We start from the raw sequence: 21,731 nt of genomic DNA on the forward strand, positions 1-21,731 counted from the left end.
AATCCGTAAACTGTTTTGTTTAATTTGGATTTGAGTGGGATTTTATTTTATCATATCCTACAAGAGCAGCTAACATAATCATAAACACTGTAAAAATAATAATTGGAATTTGCGCATAGTCATATGCTGGAAGCGGACTGAAATTTTCACCTGTTTGATTATTATTTCCAGGATTTAGTATGTTTTCCAAGGATACAGCTTTTGAAACTGTATTTTGCTGTGAATTTCCGGTTCCATTTTGGTATGGATGTGGATCTGGTTGTGGGTCCGGACCTCCTTGGGGTTCTTCAGTTTCATCTTCCCATATTATGAATCTTGCTCCGCCCATACTTGCCTGGTGGACAGTGTGCTGTGAGCCTTCCCTGTCGTCACTTGTTTCGGTAACGCTTGATGTGACCTTTGATGAACCTGTTTTCATTTTTGTGATTACAAAGTTGTTTAGAAGGTTCTTTTCTTTTGTATCTGTTATTGCATATACCTTGTTTACGTATGTTCCGGCGGATTTAAGTTTTGTTATTACTGTCAGGGAAGCGGTTTCGGAATCTTTAAGGTCTCCTATTGTCCATGTTCTGGTTTCAGGGTTGTAGTCTCCCATTGTTTTGCTGTGGGATACATATTGGAGATTGTTTGAAAGCACTTCAAGGATTTTGGTGTTATGTGCGGTTCCTCCTTTTGCGTTGACAGTTATTGTCCATGGAACCTCGGATCCGACAGTATTGTACTTCCCGTTGACATATGATGGTGTTGCATTGACAACCACTGACAAATCAGCGCTTTCGGTTGTACTAGCCTGTCGGTTTAAAGTGTCTTCACTAACGGAGCCATAGCTATCGCCGGTATCCTCTATGGATATGGTGTCGGTAATGTTTTCACTGGCTGAGACTGCAGACAGCGAAATCAGTATTATCATAATCGCCGTTAGTGTAAGTAAGTATTTGATTTTCATTTTTTAACCGTTATTGTAGTTGTCTTTGTAACTGAATTATAATATTTGTTTCCATTATATTTCACAGTTGCCTTGAAATTTCCTTTTTTGGAAATTTTCAGATTGAATGTTGCCTGGCCTTTTGAGTTGGTTTTGGCGGTGTATGTTTTGCCGTTTACCTTTAGGGTGACTTTTGTATTTTTCATCACTTTTCCCATGTTGTTTTTGAGTGTTACTGTGTATTTTTTGGTTTTTGTTTTGAATGTCTTTTTGTTTGCGGTCAGTTTTGGGGTTGCCTTTTTGATTGTGATTTTGATTTGTTTTGTTGCAGTTGAGTATTGGCTGTTTCCTCCATATGTTATTGTTGCTGTGTATGTTTTTGGGATGAGATTTACGGCAACGTATACTTGTCCTTTTGAATTTGTTTTCAGTTTGGTTGTCTTGCCGTTGATTTTAACATTGACGTATGCGTTTGCTATTGCCTTTCCCTTGTCATCCTTAAGGGTGATTGTAAGCTTTTTACTTGTTCCGTATGTTTTTGTCAAGCTTGATGCTGATATGACGGATTTTTTAACGACATTTAAACTTCCTTCTTTTACTTTGTAAGGTGTCCTGTTGTCAATTATGCTTCCTTTCATGTTATAGATTCCATAGTCAAGTGAGGATGTATCCAATACATATCCTCCCAGGGTGTCGTTGTATTCCAGTTTGTATTTTATAATCCTGCTTTGTTTTGTCAATGCGACCTCAATGTCATTCAGTCCATATGTATTTCCATTGTCATCCTTTAAATAGCATATTTTGGCATTATTTCCTTTAACAGCACGCATGTCGTTGAAAATCAGATGTAATGGTAAATCATACCGTTGGTCATCTTTTCGGATAGGGGAAATGTTTTTATATTTCATCACCATCTTGTTGTTTTTCAGATTTACAGTACCATTGTGCAGACTTTCAATGTATATTATCTCTTGATTTGATTTGAAGATGGATTCCTTAATGCTGAGATTATTTTGCACATAGATGCTTCCACCCTCCTCAAAGGCTTCATTGTATGTAAACTCGGAATTGGTTATGTCCAAATCTGATTTTTCCACTGAAACTATTGCTCCTCCAAATTCTGCACTATTTTCAGTGAATATTGAATTGTCTACTTTGCAGTAGTTTACTGAATAGATTGCCCCTCCATTTTCTGCACTATTTTCAGTGAATATTGAGTTGTCTACATGACAGTAGTTTACTGAATAGATTGCCCCTCCGCTATATGCTACAAGGTTTTCTTTAAATGTGGATTTTGAAACAGTTGAATTTTCAAGTGTATATATTGCTCCTCCATATTTTGCAAAGTTATATTCAAAGTTGCATTCGGATGCGCTCAGATATTTTGATGATAGGACAGCTCCTCCATATGATGCATCATTTGAAATAAATCTATTATTGTCCAGGGCGCATTGTTCTGAATAGATTGCTCCTCCACTATATTCTGCAGAGTTTGATTTGAATAGGGATTTTGAAACAGTTGAATTTTCAAGTGTATATATTGCTCCTCCATATTTTGCGGAGTTATAATAAAATATGGTTTTTGAAACGATCAGTTCATAGGCATAAATAGCTCCGCCATGATTTTCAGCATTGTTGTCATCAAATTCGGATTCTGTAATGATTATATCAGATGAAGATATTGCACCGCCATATTTTGCGGTGTTATTTTCAAAGTAGCAGTTTGATATGGTTGAGTTTGCATTTGATAGGATTGCACCGCCCTCATCTGAGGTGTTGTTTGAAAATATTGAACTTTTTATATTGCATTTAGATGAATCTATCGCTCCCCCATATTTTGCGGAGTTATTTTCAAATTCGGATTCTGTAATGATTATATATTCAGATGAAGATATTGCGCCGCCATACTCTTTTGCGGAGTTATTTTTAAATATGGATTCTGAAACGATTAATTTATAGGCATAAATAGCTCCGCCATAATTTTTAGCATTGTTGTCTTCAAATTGACAGTCGGATATGACGGACTCTTTAAATGTATTAACTGCTCCTCCCTCTTTAGCAGTATTATTTTTAAATACACAGTTTTTTATGGCTAATTTTCCAGTGGCAGATATTGCTCCACCATCTGTTGCATTTCCATCTTCAAAGGTGCAGTTGCATACATTTAATGTAAATAGCGCATCAATTGCGCCACCGTCTTTTTCTGCACTGTTGTTTTTGAAACTGCAGTTGGTAATTGTTGATTTGCCTTCGAGGTATATTGCTCCACCATCTTCTGCGAGGTTATTTTCAAAATGGCAGTTTGAAATGTTTATATTTCCGTCAAGAAGTAATGCTCCGCCCCATTGTGCAGTATTGTTTATGAAATTGCAGTTGAAAATGTTTATATACATATTGCATTCGTATGAATCATCTTCAAGGTCTTCTTCATCATATTCATATTCTTCATCTTCATCATATTCGTATTCTTCATCTTCATTATCTTCATCATCTTCGTATTCTTCATCTTCAGAGTCTTCATCTTCATCGTAGTCACTAGTCTTTAATATATCATCTGAATTGGAATCATTCTTTTCATCTTTGCCATAAATATAATCAAATAATTCTTCAAGATCTAAATCACTGTCTTCTTCGGCGTTATCAATATTTGAATGGATTGCTCCGCCAAAATCACCGGAATTGTTTGTAAAATTACAATTGCAGACAGTCAGGTTTCCATATGAAATTATTGTGCTGCTTTTTGTATTTCTAAAATCAATGTTTTTCAGGGTAACTGTGTTGCCTTCGCTTATGTTAAAGATGCCTGACTGTGACATGCCGTCAATAATGTGGCCGTTACCGTCAATGGTTAGATCTTTATTGATTTGGATATGTCCTTTTTGATATACGTTCTTTTCAAAGTAATAATCTCTATCCAGAATAATTGTTGAGCCTTCCTCTGCGGTCTCAACAAGTATCATAAGGTCGGTAAGTGTTTTATAGGTTGAATTGTCAGTATAGTTGGAATCGACAGTAAAATTGAATCTGACTACATTTGAAGAGTAATGATTTGATTTGAGTTTTGCTGAAAAAGTATATGTTCCCTCTTCATCAAATCTGACTTTCAGATAACTGATTCCACCTATAATTTTAGAATAATAAATTTCATTGTTTATAATCACTTCAACATAATTGTTATTGTTTATAGCTGCTTCAGCAGAATTCTTATACTTATCACTGTCATCTTCCCAGTCCGGAATTGACATCAATATATAAAATGTTTCATTGGCTCTGATTGCTGTAAACGGATATACTTCAAGTTTATAGATGGTAAAATACCCATCAAAAATGATTTCTTTAGGATTTGCAATAGTTATAGGCAAGTCTGTCAGATTCATCATGTAAGTTGTGGTCAATGCCTTTATACATGCCACCTGGCTGGTATTTGACTTCAAACCTCCATAAGTGAAATTACATGTAGGATCCAATTCATATAAGTCAATCCAGTCTTCACCGTTGTAGCTGATATAGGAAACGTTGCTTGGATAGGATAACTTGTATAATTCATCGGCCTGACAAACAGGGATATTGGCATCAAATAATTTGACGATGACTTCAAATTCATCTCCTTTTTCCAATATCACCTTATAATCCATAGGAATGGTATGATATCCTGCAGGGGAGTAATACAGGGCATTTTTTGCCACGTTAATCTTTTCACCGTTTAAAGTAACTGAATAAGTGAAATAGGTTGGCTTTTCAAAGTATGTGGAAAATGCTGATAACAGTTGTTGGTCCTTTGCGGTGAATCTGTTTTTGTAATAGACATATGATGTATTTGTGCATAAAAAGTCTGTTACTCCAGCATAGTCGTATTGATAATTGTCTTGATAGCCGATATCTCCTTCATTGAAAATGAATGTGTAGGCATGCATATACGGAGCTATCTCTTCTGAAAGCTTTTGTTCATATGAAAGATATCCGAAACCGTTATCTCCCCATTCTTCGCCCCAACTGTTTTTAAATATCCATGCGCCTTTGGCGTAGTTTCCCAAAGAGTCAATGCTGTTGTAATTGTCATCCCATCCGACGATGCAGACTGAATGCAGGCCGTTAGAAATGCTGTCTGTAGTCCAATTGAATATTGCTGAGATTGCACCATAATTTATTATTGCATATTTGTATTCGTAATTGTCGCTGCTGTTGTGGCGGGCAGGCAGAAATAGAATGTCCTGGATATGGAATTCTGAAGTAAGGCCTATAGATATGGAAGACATTGGATTGTAATAGTCATATATTTCATGGATAGGGCCGAACCAGCTTGCAAGATAGCTCATAAACATTGTGTCATATCCTCCTGCATTCGGGTCTATGTTCAAACCGTATATGGATGTGACGGCCATCAGATTTTTCGCGTTGTCTTCTGAAAAGTCATAAGTTTCACCAGTTATTTTTTTAAGGCAGGCTTCAAGTGTTGCAATACCTGAAAATGCCCAGCAGTTCTTTCCAACATTCTGATTTTTGGCAGGTGTAATATAGCCGTAGTCCCTTGAATCATATCTGGATGGCAGGATGGTTATTGATGAAGTATAGTTGAATAGTGGAACTTTGCTGTCGTAACTTTTGGATTCATAAACGTTTCCGAATTTGGAAGCCAATAATCGGTCCATATAGTTGTAGGAAATTTTTCCGCTGTTGTTGGTGAACGGATATTCATCATATGTCAGTGGGGAAAACCATGTAGTGCTAGCATTGTCATGTGTAATGTAGCTGATTTTTGTTTCATCCTCAAAGATAGGTACTGCACTCCATCCTGTGGTGTCGGACTCATTGGCAGCATGGTATATGAGGTTGTATCGGCTTGTGAAGTTTTCATCATAAGTCATGTTGTTTATTATGCTTAAAATCTCTATGTATGCAAGTTCCAGACCGCTAGGGCTATAGCACGCAATTTTTGTGTAGGAATTCATTTTATTGGCCTCATAATAGGACTCATAGCCTATGGTCTGTTTTTTATAGTCATCATAATGCATGAAAATTGTGGAATTGTCGGGATTGTCATTGTCGAAAATTTTAAGACGGGAAATATTGTCATCCATGGTAATCGGAAGCAAAAGCATCATGTAGGAGAACTCTTTTCTTAACTTATCATAATATGATAAGTCGTTTTGATAATCTGCACTGTTGGAGAAGACATAAGTCAAAATATTGCTGATATTGAAATAGGTCTTATTGCCATCCAGGCCGTTGAACATTCCTGCAATGAAGTAAACGTCTTCATATATATTTCCGCTTTCAGGGATTTCCCCATAATATTCATCAACATAGATTCTTGGACCAAGGGTGGCTGAAGAGTACATGAACTTGTTGTTGGTAATGTTGTATATCCTGTGCGGGCTTCTGATATACATTCCTCCTCCTTGCTGTGCGCTTGAAAAGAGAAACTCTGAGCTGTCAACAGTTATTGTTCCATAAATGGAATAAATTGCCCCTGCCCAATAGCTTGCGCTATTATTATAAAATGTGTTGTTTTTGATGTCCAAATCACTATTCAGGGAACATATGGCTCCTCCATATGCGGATTTTGAATTAATGTATTGTGAAGAATAACTGTACAGCACGGAATTTAAGCAGTAGAGCGCACCTCCACCGTCGTGTATTGCACTACAGTTTTCAAAAGTACAGTTCTTAAGCTCTATGTAATCGTCATTGAAACTTAGGGAACCTCCAAAACCATTTGTCACGGAATTGGAAAATGATAAATTTTCCAAAAAGACCATGGAATATTGTGAGTAGATGTCTCCTCCTGCAAGCTCTGCACCATTGTTGAAAAAGCTGTTGTTTACAATATCCAAAGCAGAATTGGATGAGTATATTGCTCCGCCGGCGTTGCTTAAAGAACCGTTGAACATGTTGTTGTATGAATGGATGTTTGATTTATATGCGTAGATGCCGCTACCATTATTTGCATAATTGCCATCAAAATGGCTGGAATCAACATAGATGTTGGTATTGTTGCTTAATATTCCACCACCAAGGCCTGTTTTAGCATAATTTCCCTTAAAATCACATGAGTTGAAATAACATTCATCACTTTGGCTTAAATATAGGCCTGCGCATGTGCCTTCGGCGTAATTTGCCTCAAAGCTGCAGGAATTCCAGATAAAGTTATTGCCGCAATCCATGTAAACCGCACCGCCGCATGAAAGTGCAACATCAAGTAAAAAATTGCAGGAATCGAAATTGAAATTCATGTCATTGTTTGAATAGATTGCGCCACCGTCTGTAGCGGCATTATTGAAAAAGGTACAGGATTCAAATTTGGAGTTTTTATTGTGGTTTGAATAAATCGCTCCTCCGGTATAGCCCGCATAATTTTGCTCAAAAATACAATTGACGAATTTAAGATTGGTATTGTAATTGAGATAAATTGCTCCTGCATCATTTGCACCGTTCTCAGCAAAGAAACATGCTTCAAAATAAGAGTCGTCACATCTGTTTAAAAAAATTGCACCTCCGGTATTTTGGCCGGTATTTTCACTAAAATCGCAATTAATGACTGACAGGTGTTTGGTGCGTGTAGAAAGAATGGATCCTCCTATTGTATATGCAAAATTGCTGTTAAAATCACATTTAACAAATTTGACATATTCATCACTATCCAAATAGACAATGGCAGTTATTGCTTCATTTTCACTAAACTCACAGTTGTTAAATTCAATATGGGTGGAGTTAACAACACCTATGACTCCTGAATCACAGTCTCCATTTTGAAATACTATATTTTTTAAAACGACATTTTTTGCTTTATTAATTAAAAGCAATGGTGATTCTTCCAATCCGTCAATGGAATGTCCTTTACCGTCGATTGTTATTGATTTGGTGATTGTTATTCCGTTTTGTCCTGTAAAATTAGTATTGTATTCATAATCTTTGGTGAGGTAAATGGTTGAGCCTTCAGGCGCATTTTTTATTTTTGTCTGGAGTTCTGTGAAAGTTCCCGGTTTAGAACTTTCCAAAGGAATATCTCCATCATTAATGGCTGTTGGTGTTTCATAGCCTACACTAGTAATGTTGTCTGTTAAATCGCTTGCGCTGACTGCTGAAAGCGTTCCAATTGCTATAGTCATTAATAAAAAAATAAGGAAAATCCTTTTATTAACCATAATATTATTATGTATTATAATGTATTTAAAATCATGCTTAAATGGTTTTGTTTAGCTAGCATTTGAGCGGGATTTGACTTTGTCATATCCTACAATAGCTGTCAATAGGATTAAAAATAGGGCAAAAATTATTATTGGGATTTTTGTGTAGTCGTAAGCTAGAATTGCCATAAATTCTTCTATGGTTTGGTTATTTCCTAATTTTAATATGTTTTCTAATGAAGCACTTTTTGAGACTGAATTTTGTGGACTATTGCTTATAGGGTTTGTATTTGGGTCCGGATTCGGTTGTGGCTGTGGGCTTGGTTCAGGCTCAGGATCCGGATTCGGTTGCGGTTGTGGATTTGGGTCTTCGCCTCCGCCACCACCTTCTTCTTCCCATATTGTGAATCTTGCTCCTCCTGTACTTGCCTGATGGACTGTGTGCTGTGATCCGCTTCTGTCATCGCTTGTTTCAGTTATACTTGAGGTTACTTTTGATGATCCGGTTTTCATTGATGTGATAACGAAGTTGTTGAGCATATTTTTTTCTTTGGAATCGGATGTGGCATAGACTTTATTTATGTAGGTTCCTGCGGATTTCAGTTTGGTTATTATTGTTAATGATGCGGTTTCAGATGGACCTAATTCACCGATTGTCCATGTTCTTGTTTCAGGATTGTATTCACCTATTGTTTTTGTATGGAACATATATTGAAGGTTGTTTGACATTATTGAAAGGACTTTGATATTTTTAGCTGTTCCTCCATTTGAGGTGACTGTTATTGTCCATGGAACTTCCGATCCGATTGAATTGTACTGTTCATTGACATATGATGGAGTTACATTAACATTAACGGCTAAATCAGCACTTTGTGAGGTGTATGTATTCTCATTTAAAGTGTCTTCACTAACCGCGCTATAACTGCTTCCCATATCATCTGAAGATACGGAATCTGTTATGTTTTCACTGGCTGTGGCTGTTCCCAGTGAAAGTAGGATTATCATAATCGCTGTTAGTGTCAGTAAGTATTTTATTTTCATTTTTTAACCGTTATTGTTGTTGTCTTTGTAACTGCGTTGTAGTTTTTATTTCCACCATATTTTACAGTTGCTTTATGTGTTCCTTTTTTGGTAATCTTTAATGTTAATGTGGCCTGACCTTTGGAGTTGGTTTTGGCAGTGTATGTTTTACCGTTTACAGTTATTGTAACTTTGGTATTTTTCATTGCTTTTCCTAAATTATTTTTAAGTGTAATTGTGTATTTTTTATTGCTTGTTTTAACCTTAAATGTCTTTTTGCCAGCAGTAAGTTTCGGAGTTGCCTTTTTAACAACTATTTTCACCTGTTTGTTGGCACTTGAATATTGGTCGTTTCCACTGTATGTGATTGTTGCTGTATATGTATTCACTGCCAGATTAATTGCAAGTGTGGCCTGACCTTTTGAATTAGTCTTGACGGTATATGTTTTTCCGCTAAGTTTAACTTTAACATTGGCATTTTTTATTGCATTTCCTTTATCATCTTTAAGAGTTAATGATAGTTTATTGCCTGTTCCATATGTTTTTGTTAAAGTGGATGCATATATGACTGATTTTTTTACAATTTTCAATGTTCCTTCACATACTGTATAATCTAGTTTTCTGTTTTCCAAACTTCCTTTAAGCTTGTAGATTCCATAGTTAATTGAAGAGGTGTCCAGCAGGTATTCTCCTGAATCGTCGTTATAGTGGATAATGGCATTGTTTAATGCAAGATTTATGTCTCCCATTACGTAGGAATTTTTATCTTTATCAATCACTTGACATACTTTAACTGAATTTCCTTTAACTGTAGTGATATTGTTGAAAACCAAATATAGCTGTGGAGTATATGATTGACCATTAATCTTAAAGTAGGTTGGATCTTCATAATCAATAAACATCCTATTATTCTTTAAAGAGAAATAACTTGAATTATTTTTTGAAGATATTATTGCCTTGTTTTGACTAGTTTTGAAGTTAGAATCATTGATATTGAGAATATTTTCCGAATAAATGACTCCTCCATTACTAATTAAGGCAAAATTTTCTGTAAAATCAGAATTTTCAATGTTCAAAATGGAATTGAAATTAGAAAATACTGCACCACCATATTGTGCGATATTTAAATAAAATGTTGATTGGCTTATGTGGCAGTGGGAATCCTGCAGATATATTGCTCCACCCCATTTTGCAAAATTTGTGTTGAATGATACTTTTTCTATGCTGCAATTGCCCTTTGAATATACAGCGGCTCCGCTGTTTTCAGCAGTATTGTTGTTGAACTCACAAGTATTAAGGACCATATTGGTGGAGTAAATTGCCCCTCCCCATTTAGCATGATTTGAACAGAATATTGTTTTTTCAATAGTGCTGTTCAAAGTTGAATATACAGCTCCTCCGATTTCTTCGGCAGTATTGTTGTTGAACTCACAATTATTAAGGGTTATGTTGGTGGTATAAATCGCTCCTGCCCATTTTGCATTGTTTTTATTAAATATTGAACTATCTATTTTGCAAAGGCCACTACAATAAATTGCACCACCGGTAGCATTTGCCATATTGTCGTTAAATCTGGATTCACATATGGTTAAATCGTTAACTACATCGATTGCACCACCGAATTTCGCATGATTATATTCAAAATTGCTGGATGATACAGTTTGATATCCTTTGCAGTATATTGCTCCTCCGCTGTTTTCGGCATTGTTATTTTTGAAGTTACAATTATTAACGGTCAGATTGCTATAAGAATATATTGCAGCTCCATTTGTCGCATTATTAGAGTAAAATGTTGAGTTTTCTATAATACATTCCCCATGTGATGTTATTGCACCTCCGTTAGTTCCATAATTGTCACTAAAAGTACAATTGATAATGTTCAGTTTTCCTATTGAAAATACTGCAGTTTTTGCATTTCTAAAGTTAATATTTTTCAAAGTTACATTTGAGACATAGATTGTAAAAATGCGTGTACTATTTGATCCATCCAAATAGTGTCCGTTTCCATCAATTGTCAATCCTTTGAAAATGTTAACAGAGGAATAGTCAGAATAATAATCGTCATCTAATGTAATTGTGGATTCTTTATCGGCATTGTCGATAATTTCTTGAAGTTTAGTGAATGTTCCGTTTTTAACGTTTTCAACAGTAAAATTAAATTCAACTAAATTTGAAGAATAATGGTTGGATTTAAGTTTAGCGGAAAAACTGTAATTTCCACTTTTATCTAACTTGACTGTCAAAGTGGAACTCTTGCCATTATTAATTGGGGAATAATATGTGTTATTGCCAATTCTAACTTCAATTAAATTTTCAAAGAGATTATTATTACTGTTCCAACCTTCAAGAGTCATCTGGATGGTAATGCTTTGATTTACTAGGGCTTTTTTAATTGGAGTTGCACTAAGTTTATATAAATCAAAATAGACGCTTTGTTTAACTCCGTTAGGAGTTATTATTGTCAGTGCCAATGGTACAAAATCCATTCCGCATGTTGTTGTAAATGCTTTAATGCATGCTACTTGGCATGTGTTTGTTTTCAATCCGCCATAGGCAAAATCATGTTCGCTATCTAAATCATATATGTCAAACCAGTCTTTTCCGTTTTGGCTGTAAAATGAAACGTTGCTTGGGTATGACAGTTTGTACAGTTCATCAGCCTGACAAACTGGAATGCTATTTTTATATGGATTAATCAGTTTTATAATTATTTCAAACTCGTCGCCAGGGGTTAATCTAATGTCATAACCTAATCTGATTGTATGATATCCGGATTCTGCATGGCGTATTGAATTTTCTATTGGGGTGCCGTTTTCTGTGGTTGTTACTTCTTTACCGTTTTTATTGATTGAAAATGTGAAATCGGTTGGACTTTCGAAGTATGTTGAAAATGCAGTAAGATACTCATCTCCTTTAGCGGTGAATTTATTTTTGTAGTATATACAGTCTGTTTTCACATTTAAAAAGTCGCTTAAGCCTGCAAAGTCGTATTGATATATGTCCTGATATCCGATGTCGCTTTCGTTGAAAATGAAAGTGTATGCGTGGAAGTACGGATATATTTCTTCTGAAAGTTTCTGTTCATAGGATATGTATCCGAAACCTTCATCTTCCCATTCGTCTCCCCAGCTATTTTTAAATATCCAAGCACCTTTTGCATAATTTCCAATGGAGTCAAAATTATTATATTTATCATCCCACCCGATAAGACATACTGAGTGCAATCCGTAAGATGTATAATTGCTTGTCCAGTCGAAAATAACTGAAACAGCTCCATTGTTTATAATTGCTTTTTTATATTCGTCATTGTCTGAACTGTTTGCTCTTGGAGATATGAAAGAAATGTCCTGAATATGATATAAAGGAGGTAATAATGGGGATATTGAAGATAAAGGATTATATTTGTCATTTTTTTCATTTACTGGTCCTAACCAACTTGTCAGATAACCTATAAACATTGCATCATATCCTCCGGCATTAGAATCTATATTTAAACCATATATGGATGCGGCAGCCATTAAATTTTTAGCATTGTTTTCTGATAAATCATATGTTTTTCCTGTTGCTTTTTTAAGGCATGCTTCAAGTGCAGCAATGCCTGAAAAAGCCCAGCAATTTCTTCCAATGCTTTGGTCTTTAACTGGTGTGACATACCCATAGTCTCTGGAATCATAATGTGAAGGAAGATAGTCGGTGGAAGTTGTATAATTAAGTAATGGAACTAGATAATAATCGTTTTTAAATTCATAAACATTTCCCAACCGGGATTCCAGATTTCTGTCTTCAAAATTAAAAGAAAATTTTCCGCTGAATTCATTGGCAGGAAATTCATCCGGGTTTACAGAATAACTATGGAATGAGGACTGATTGTTATTATTGTTTTGTGTGTTAAGTCGTGATTCATCGTCAAAAATAGGTCTTGTCCACCATCCGTTAGTTTGTGTATCATTTCTTGAAACGGCCAATATGGTCAATGTTTTTTCCGTTTCGGTTTCATTGATAATTCTTATGGATGTTATAAATGTATTCAGTAAGCTAGTAAGTTCAAATCCAAAAGAATTGTAAATTTTAAGGTTTATCATACGTAAGTTTAACAGATTTTCGCAGAAATGGGTTGCATTATAGATTACTGTTCTGTTTTGATATTCATTGTAATTTAAAAAGATTGTGGAATTATCGGGAGCATCCTTGTCAAAAATACTGAAATAAACATTATTGTCAGAAACGGCAGGTTCAACTCCCTTATTTAAAGCAAATTCATATCTTAAGTTATTATAATAGGATAAATCATTTTGATAATCATTGGAATTGGATACAACATAAGTTATAATATTACTATATTTTTGGTAGTTGTCTCCTTCTCTTGAAGAACCGCTGAAGTTGCCCATAACGAAATAAATATCTTCATAAATATTTCCGAATTCAGGGATTTCTCCGTTATATTCATCAACATATATCCTTGGACCTTCCCCGGTTGATGAGGAATATAAGAAACGGTTATTGGTAATGCTATTTATTTTATATGGGCTTCTAATATAGAGGGCGCCTCCTTTTTGAGCATTTGAATTCACAAAATCGCTTCCATTAATTGAAATTGATCCGTAAATGCTGTAAATTGTACCTCCATATAAAAAGGTATAACTATCCTTAAATTTATTTTGATTAATTGTTAAATCCGTATTTAGACTACAAATTGTTCCTCCAACATTTAATGAAATGCACTTTGTAAACTCTGAAGAAGAACAGTTTACTATGGAATTTAGGCAATTTATGACTCCTCCGCCTTCTCCCCATGAAACGCACCTTTCAAAAGTACATTTGTTAATATTCACATAATCGTCATTGAAACTTAATGAACCGCCAAATCCGTATGACTGGGAATAGGTAAATTCAGAATTTTCTAAATTAATCATACTGTATTTGGAGTAAATGTCTCCTCCACTTTCTGATGCAGTATTATCTTCAAATCCATTATTTATTATATTTAGGCTTGATGCGACTGAATATATTGATCCTCCAACTTGTTTTACATTAGAATTCATAAAGTATGAATTAATGGAATTGACATGGGATTCTTGAGTGTGGATGCAGCTGCCGTTATATCCTTTGTTGTTAATAAAACCACAGGATATTAGATAAATGTCTGAATTGTTAGTTGCTATTGCTGCGCCACAATCTGCATAACTTCGAGTAAATCTGCATGACTGGAAGATAGATTCGTCATTTTTAGTTAGATATATTGCTCCACCTGACTTGGATGCATAATTATTATAAAAGTAATCATAGGCAAATGCAGTTTGGGTATTGTTTTCTAAATAAATTGCTCCTCCAGTATATGAGGCATTATTGTCGTCAAAATGACAATCGATGATTGATAAATTATCATTTTTGGATAAATAGATTGCTCCTCCTTTATATGACGCATTATTTGCTGTGAAAGTACATTTGGAGAATGCGATTTGATTAGTAGTGTCAATATAAATACTTCCTCCATCTTCTGCAGTATTGTTTTCAAATGTACATTGTTTATAATTTGTCCCAGAATTGCAGCTGGAATAAATTGATCCTCCGGTATATGTTGCATTATTATTGTCAAACTTACAGTAATTGAATTTTAAATTTTTATTTTCAGTTAAATAGATTGCTCCTCCATAATTTGCTTTATTTTCCCTAAAACTGCAATCTATAAAGTTATTATGGTGATTATTTGTCAAAAATACTGCTCCACCAGTATATTGTGCTGTGTTATTGTTAAAATCACATTCATAAAAATTACAATAAGAACTGTTAGCTAGATAAACTGTCCCTGAGCTGACATTGTTGTTGGTAAAGTTACATTCATTAAAATCAATGTTAAAGGAGTTAACAATGCTTATCACTCCTATGCTGTCATCTTTTCCATTTGTAAATTTTATATTATGTAACTCTACAACGCCGGTTTCAGTAATTAGGAGTAATTTGGATTTTCCCATTCCATCAATTGTATGTCCTTCACCGAAAATTTTAATGTTCTTATCAATTGTTATTCCATTTCGGCCCTTAAAATCATCGTTATAGTAATAGTCTTTGGTCAGGTAAATGGTTGAATCTATTTCTGCAGTGTTTATTTTTGCTTGGAGCTCTGTGAAAGTTCCAGGTTTTGAACTTTCTAAAGGAGTATCTTCATTGGTGTTTTCGTCAGTCGGAATTGCTAACGTTTGCGTTTCATAGCTTACACTAGTTGTATTGTCTGCTATATCGCTAGCGCTGACGGCTGAAAGCGTTACAATTGCCATAATCATTAATAAAAAAATAAAGATAATCCTTTTATTAATCATAATATTATTATATATTATAATATATATAAAGGATTTTATTTATTGATGACATAACTTTCATTTGACAGCATTTTGTCGTTGATGTCAAACAGTTTAAAGTCAATGTGGTCTGCATTATCATTGCCGATAGGTCCTGACCATATTTTTCCGGATTTAAACTCGTCTGCTGTCGAATTTACTTCATAAACCAGATTGCCATCTTTATCCATGAACTTGATGTTCATGAAGTATGATTCTGAATTTGCAGGCAAATTATATGAGTTGCCGTAAATGGTATATTTGTATTCTCCGTTTTCAGGTGTTACATCAACACCGGTTATGTTCATGGTAAACACGCCATCATCTGTTGTATACTGGCCGGTTGGCACAATAACAAACAGGTAAATTAAAATAAGTATAACAGCTATTGGAACTGCAACTACAAGGGCATTTTTGATAAGGTTCTCTTTTCTTTTCGGATTAATCTTTTTAAATAAATCCACACATTCACTGTCAAGCTTTACATTGCCCGGCTGTTTTTTCATAATTTCTGAGATTTTTTTAACCAGTTCTTTCAGCTGCTTTTTGGTGTATGGATATGCAGGTATCTTTTCCTGGTTTTCCAAAATGAACTCCAGATTGCCTTCAAGCTCTGTTCCGTCAATGTTGAATGCAACAATTGGAACGTCTTTTGAGAATGCGAGATCAGCTTCAGTAATAATCTGGTTGGTTTTCTGATTGTTTTTTGATATCAGCAGAAGAAAGCATTTTGCTGAAGAAATTGCATCGTTTATCTGTGTGGCATCATCTTTTGAAGTGCTGTCCTTTGATTTCATCCATACATTGATGCTGTTTTCTTCAAGCAGATTGTAAATCGCATCGCAATACTTGCCGTCTGCCTCATCATAGTAAAGATAAACGTAATCATTCATTTTAAAAGCCTCTATAAATCAACGTATTCGTCGTAAAGGTAATTGAACAGGTCATCATCTGATATGGTAAACCTTAAGACGGATTTTCTTGTCAGGAATTCGTTTCTTATTACAAATCCGTGTATGATTGCTATTGCCCAGAATATCAGGAATATGATATTGAACATTCTAAACAACGGATATGATATAAACAGGTAATTGAGAATCTGGAAATAAAGTATAAAGCACATAAGGGATGGAACAAGATATAAAAGTCCCATCAAAGCCCACAGCTTTTTGGATGCGCCGATTCCCATATAGATAAATGAAGCCCAATAAATAGGGGTAAACAAAAGAATTCTGGAAACATTGTCCTTTTTATGTCTTGACAAATCTGACGGAATGAAGTTGGTCAAATCTACAAGCACAGGAACGTCGCTTTTCATATCACATATCTCTCTTGCATCCTCAACCAGCTTTTTGAGATGGTCTTCAGGTTTAGGATGAGCCATCAGCCACTGTGAAACCTTAAGGTAGTATTCCATATATCCTTCAGGCATTGTATTGTCGATGTTGAATGTAATGATTGGCTTGTTTCGTGTAAATGCCATATTGATTTCATTGTTTACATACTTTGATGCCTGTGAATCCTTTGAAAATATTAAAACAACAATTTTTGTAGTCTTTATTGCATTTGCAATCTCATCAATGTAGTTTTTACCTGAGGAAATGTTTCTGGGTGCAATCCAGCAGGTAAGACCGTTCTGCTCAAGGGCGTAACATGCCTTGTTGGCAATGTCATCGTCTTTTGTGGAATAGCTTATAAAAACGTCCTGGCTCATAAAACCACCTTGCTGTTGAATACGGTATCTACGACGAATTCCCTGTTGTTCCCGTCAAACAGATAGACGGTAGCATCTTTTGTGAAATTATGATTCTCCTTGTCAAATGAATCTACAGGAATAACCATGGAGTGATATTTAAAACCGGAATCGTCCTGGAACTCCATTGTAAGCAAATAACAGCTCTCGTTTATATATTCAACGGTTCCCTGATTGACCTTTGAGAAATGGCTCAACAGATTCGTAAGTCTGGTGTCATTTGAACTTAACTTACTTACTTTCATGTCATAAAAATCGTATAATGTGTTTTTAAATTCAACACTGTCGCCTACAACCGTATAGTTTGAGCTTTTCGGATGATACATTGTGATTGAATCGGTTACGTTGTTTTCACTGTCCAAGTATCTGTAGCTTGCAAATGCATAACAGCTGTAAAGCAATATTATAATTACTGTTGCTATAATTAGATATTCAATAGTCTTTTTATTCATAATTATAAATTAAATCTATTTTTGGTATTATTTAATTGTTATGTTAGCTGTAAAGAATATCTACTTGTACATATATAGTTAATATTAATGATGGGTGTTGGCCATGGGCATTGGAGACAGGTTTAAAAAGCTATTCAAATCAGATAAAACTAAAAAGGAGGATTTAAAATTTCCAGAAATCAAAATTCCTCCCGAAAATGAGCAAATAATTTCTGAAAAACCATTTGAAGAGGAAATCATTTACGAAAAACCCGCTGGCGATGACGTTTCGGATGAGGATGTTGAAGTCAATGATTTTGATTATCTAAAAAGCCTTATTGAAAGCGGTGAGGAGGAAATCCTTCTTGACTCGGATATTGTTTTGGGCGGTGGTTTTGAGTCCGGCCGACATGAATTTGGAATAAGGATAGATACAGACTCCATTGTCATTGACGGCGACGGACACACAATCGATGCCAGAAATCAGACCAGAATATTTTTCATCATCAGAGGACGGGTTGTCTTAAAAAACATTGTCTTTAAAAACGCTTTAGGAAAACAGAAAGGAGGAGCAATAGAAATCCTTAATGAGAATGCAAAGGTAGTGATTTCGCACTGCACTTTCAAGGACAATTGCGGTGAAGGTTTTGGCGGAGCAATATACAACAAAGGGGATTTGACCATTCAAAACTGCAGTTTTTCAGGTAATTCCTCAAACTATGGTGGGGCAGCAGTATATAACGATTTTAAAGTGAACGTTAAAGATTGCTGTTTTTTGAAAAATGAGGTTTACGGAATAGGAAATGCAGGAATAATTCATGCCGACGGACCTACAAGGATTGAGAAAAGCAGATTCACCTGCAACTATATAAAATCAGGCGGAGGAGTGATACATGTCAGTAGCGGTAAAACTGCCGTAGATGAATGTACAATATCAAACGGGATGGCAGTATATAATGAAGACGGCTGCGTTAAAATCAGAAACTGCCTCGTTAATGACAACCACAGTGAAAATGTCATATTCAACAACAGACATTTGGGGATTTTTGCCTGCCGATTTGAAAACATCACTGGAAAAAACACAGTATTCAATAAGGGGACTGTTTCTATCCTCGGCGGTGAGTTTATAGAAGCGAATGTGGACTTTAGTGTATTCAACCAGGGAAACTGCATCATTAACGGAACTTCCTTTAAAAACAGTATTTATAACTCATCAGAATTGATTCTCGATGACGTTAAAAGCGATTGTGTTAAACCTGTCGTTAATGATGGAAATGTCCTTCTTGAAAATTCGGCTGACGGATTTAATGACAGAATTGAAAATAATGGAAGAATTGATGAAGGGGACTGTAAATTCACTTTCAGCTATCTTACCCGAAAGATATTCGAAGAGCCTGCAGGCGAGATTATCCTAAGCCATGACATTAATTTTGAGGAGTATGAATCACCATTTTATCCTGAAGGAATCGAATTGGACATTGATGATGTTGCAATTGACGCAAATGGCCACACAGTCAGCGGAAGCGGCATATCAAGAATATTCAGAATTGCAGCAAACAATGTCGTGATTAAAAACATCACTCTTGAAAACGGACACAACGAATCCGGCGGAGCCATATACTGTGAGGGAAAAGCCAAAATCATCGATTCAACATTTAAAAACAACAGTGCTGATGAGGGAGGAGCCATATACAACCTCAAAGACATGGAAATTGTAAAATCTATATTTTCCAAAAACAGTGCAGATGAAGGCGGTGCCATATACAATATTGACTATGAGGATTGGGGAGCAAAAATGAAGATTTCTAGCTCTGTTTTTAAAGAGAATGTATCAGCAATATGCAATGAATATGGGGCGATATTGGATATGGATGAAAGCTTTCTAACAGATAATTATTCACAGAACTTCGCTTCAGCAGTTGATAATTCAAGCGGGGCAAAAATGCAGATTAATAACTGCAGTTTCTCCAACAATAGGGGTGATTCGAAGGTACATATCATAGGCAATCTGGCATCCATGAAAATTGCTGAATCCGAATTCACAAACAACGAATCAGAAGACGTCCTCTACAATGCCGGAACTTTAGATGTGCTGGGCGTGAATTTAAAGAACAATTCATGTAAAAATATAATTACCAATTTCAATGATTCTACTCTGTCAGTCTCTGGGACAAACATCACAGACAATGACGTTGGTGAAGCTACAATTTTAAATAACGCTAAATTCTGCAGTTTAACAAAAACCAAATTTGACAATAACAGCTCGGATAATGCAGACTTTAAAAACATCCTCAATAAAACAGAAATAATCTTAAAATACATTAATTCAATAGAAAAAATATTCAATGAAGGAAATATTATTGTTAAAAACTCGCCGGCCGATTTGATAGATTCAATTGAAGGTCCCGGAACAGTTGAGACAATTTCCATTCCCCTAGAGGAACGCTATAATTTTGAATACCTTGACGGTTTGATTCATGAATCCGAGAGCAAAAAAATCATTCTCGACAGGGACATTTCCATTGACGGCTATGAGGTCGAGTTTTATGAAGGGGGAATAGATCTTGACATTGACGGTCTGGTTATTGATGGCGGGGGCATGACAATCGATGCCATGCAAAAATCACGGATATTTTTGGTTAGCGCAGATAATATTGTCCTTAAAAACATCATATTCAAAAACGGTAAGGTTTTCTCAGACTATAATGGTCTTTTCAACAATCACGGTGGTGCAATAAGGATAAACGGTGCTAACGTAACGGTTGAAAACTGCAAGTTCATCTCCAATTCCTCTGAAGGTTTTGGTGGGGCGATAAGCAAATCATGGGGTGAATTGAAAATCATTGATTCAATGTTTGAAAATAACGAATCAACAGGTGAGATGTTTGAATATGGATATTTGGGAAGGGGCGGAGCAGTATATAATATCTATGATGATTTAGTGGTCATATGCTCCAAATTCAACAAAAACACAGCCAAAATGGGTGGCGCAATATTCAACGGGGCAACGGCAGAAGTTATCTCATCTTCATTAAATGAAAACACGGGTTCTCAATGCAGCTGCATATGCAACAGCGGCAGTCTGAAAATCATCGATTCAACATTCAGTAATAATGACGGGGCCTCAGTAGTGGTGAATGAAGAAAATAGTAATGTGGAATTGTCCGACTGCATATTGTCTTTAAACAAATATTCAGTTGAATCAATTCTAAATCATGGTGAACAGCATGTTAGAAACACTACTTTTGGAGGCAATGAAAAAGATAGGGGATATGTCAATTCATCATCACAGTACTGTCTGTGAGGTTATATGCATCATACATTAATGTAAATGATAAATATTAAATTATTCCAACAGTATCTTCATTTGTCCAAATTTAGCCCTTAAATACTGCATCGCTGAACTATCCCAAATAGGTTATTTTATCCAATATTTCAGGACTTGATGCGGAAATAACATTGAGATATGCTCCGTCAGCAAATGCAAATGTATAGATGTCGCTTTCTTCTGAGTAATATCCGCTGACACCCATCATGTTCTTTTGAACTCCTCCTTCGGCAGCGACAACTTCATCGCCGTCAACGCCCGGCGGAACGTTCATGACTCCGATATAGATTATATCTCCACGGTCATTGCTGTAACCCTGTGAAAATACCGCATTGTATCCTGTATAGTCAACATCGATTGTGGACGGGTCGACAGCATAGTCTCCAGGAATTTCGAATCTGTTTGATCCAACCGAAGTGACCTGTGTTCCCACATCCTCCGGCACAAGAGATACAGCAGCCACAATGATTGCCACCACAACTACTAACGTTGCAATGATTATCAGAGGAATCTTGTTGTTTTCAAAAAAACTGTTTTTTGATATTTTTTCTGGTGCGTTCAGGTTGGTTCCGCAGTTTTCACAGTATCTTTCATTTGCTTTCACCGGTTTGCCGCAACCCGGACAGTTTTTTCCCTTAAGGTTCATGCCGCATTGAGGGCAGAATGCAGTGTCTTTGGTAATTTTTGCGTTGCAGTTCGGGCACATATTGTTGTTAGCTATTTTCCCGCACTCCGGGCAGAACGCATCTGTCGGTTTTAAGTTGCAGCCGCAGTTTTTGCAGTAGTTTTCCATTACTTCACCTCTGATTTAA

The 21,731-nt window shown here is 35.7% G+C and carries 9 protein-coding genes; 1 reads left to right on the top strand and 8 read right to left on the bottom strand.

Annotated features, from left to right (window positions below; all coding sequences use genetic code 11):
• Positions 1-19: 19 nt before the first annotated feature.
• From Q0W04_RS01865 to Q0W04_RS01895, 7 genes are all read right to left on the bottom strand, one after another.
• Entirely contained in the window at positions 20-946 is a 927-nt protein-coding gene (locus tag Q0W04_RS01865; protein WP_298499594.1) for a DUF11 domain-containing protein, read from the bottom strand.
• Positions 943-8,034: a right-handed parallel beta-helix repeat-containing protein gene (locus tag Q0W04_RS01870; protein ID WP_298499597.1), complete on the bottom strand. Its 7,092-nt coding sequence runs from the start codon at positions 8,032-8,034 to the stop codon at positions 943-945. The genes Q0W04_RS01865 and Q0W04_RS01870 overlap by 4 nt, the downstream gene beginning before the upstream one ends.
• An 87-nt stretch (positions 8,035-8,121) precedes the next feature.
• The gene (locus tag Q0W04_RS01875; RefSeq protein ID WP_298499600.1) at positions 8,122-9,093 is read right to left on the bottom strand and encodes a DUF11 domain-containing protein; all 972 of its coding nucleotides are present in this window, start codon (positions 9,091-9,093) and stop codon (positions 8,122-8,124) included.
• Positions 9,090-15,347, bottom strand: coding sequence for a C1 family peptidase (locus Q0W04_RS01880; RefSeq protein WP_298499603.1), 6,258 nt, complete (start codon positions 15,345-15,347; stop codon positions 9,090-9,092). Before Q0W04_RS01880 ends, Q0W04_RS01875 begins: the two co-directional genes overlap by 4 nt.
• 77 nt (positions 15,348-15,424) lie before the next feature.
• Positions 15,425-16,300: a toll/interleukin-1 receptor domain-containing protein gene (locus Q0W04_RS01885; RefSeq protein WP_298499606.1), complete on the bottom strand. Its 876-nt coding sequence runs from the start codon at positions 16,298-16,300 to the stop codon at positions 15,425-15,427.
• Positions 16,301-16,311: 11 nt separating this feature from the next.
• Positions 16,312-17,121, bottom strand: a complete 810-nt coding sequence (locus tag Q0W04_RS01890) for a toll/interleukin-1 receptor domain-containing protein (protein WP_298499608.1) — start codon at positions 17,119-17,121, stop codon at positions 16,312-16,314.
• Entirely contained in the window at positions 17,118-17,612 is a 495-nt protein-coding gene (locus Q0W04_RS01895) for a hypothetical protein (protein ID WP_298499611.1), read from the bottom strand. The genes Q0W04_RS01890 and Q0W04_RS01895 overlap by 4 nt, the downstream gene beginning before the upstream one ends.
• 103 nt (positions 17,613-17,715) lie before the next feature.
• Here Q0W04_RS01895 and Q0W04_RS01900 point away from each other — a divergent pair, with 103 nt between their 5' ends.
• A complete protein-coding gene (locus tag Q0W04_RS01900; RefSeq protein ID WP_298499614.1) occupies positions 17,716-20,895 on the top strand; it encodes a right-handed parallel beta-helix repeat-containing protein in 3,180 nt (1,059 codons plus the stop codon).
• A 100-nt stretch (positions 20,896-20,995) separates the two neighbouring features.
• On the opposite strand, the gene Q0W04_RS01905 is transcribed toward Q0W04_RS01900, so the two are convergent.
• Entirely contained in the window at positions 20,996-21,712 is a 717-nt protein-coding gene (locus Q0W04_RS01905) for a zinc ribbon domain-containing protein (protein WP_298499618.1), read from the bottom strand.
• Between the last annotated feature and the right edge of the window lie 19 nt (positions 21,713-21,731).

Origin of the sequence: uncultured Methanobrevibacter sp., assembly GCF_947170395.1 — an archaeon.
In the GTDB taxonomy this organism is placed as follows: domain Archaea; phylum Methanobacteriota; class Methanobacteria; order Methanobacteriales; family Methanobacteriaceae; genus Methanocatella.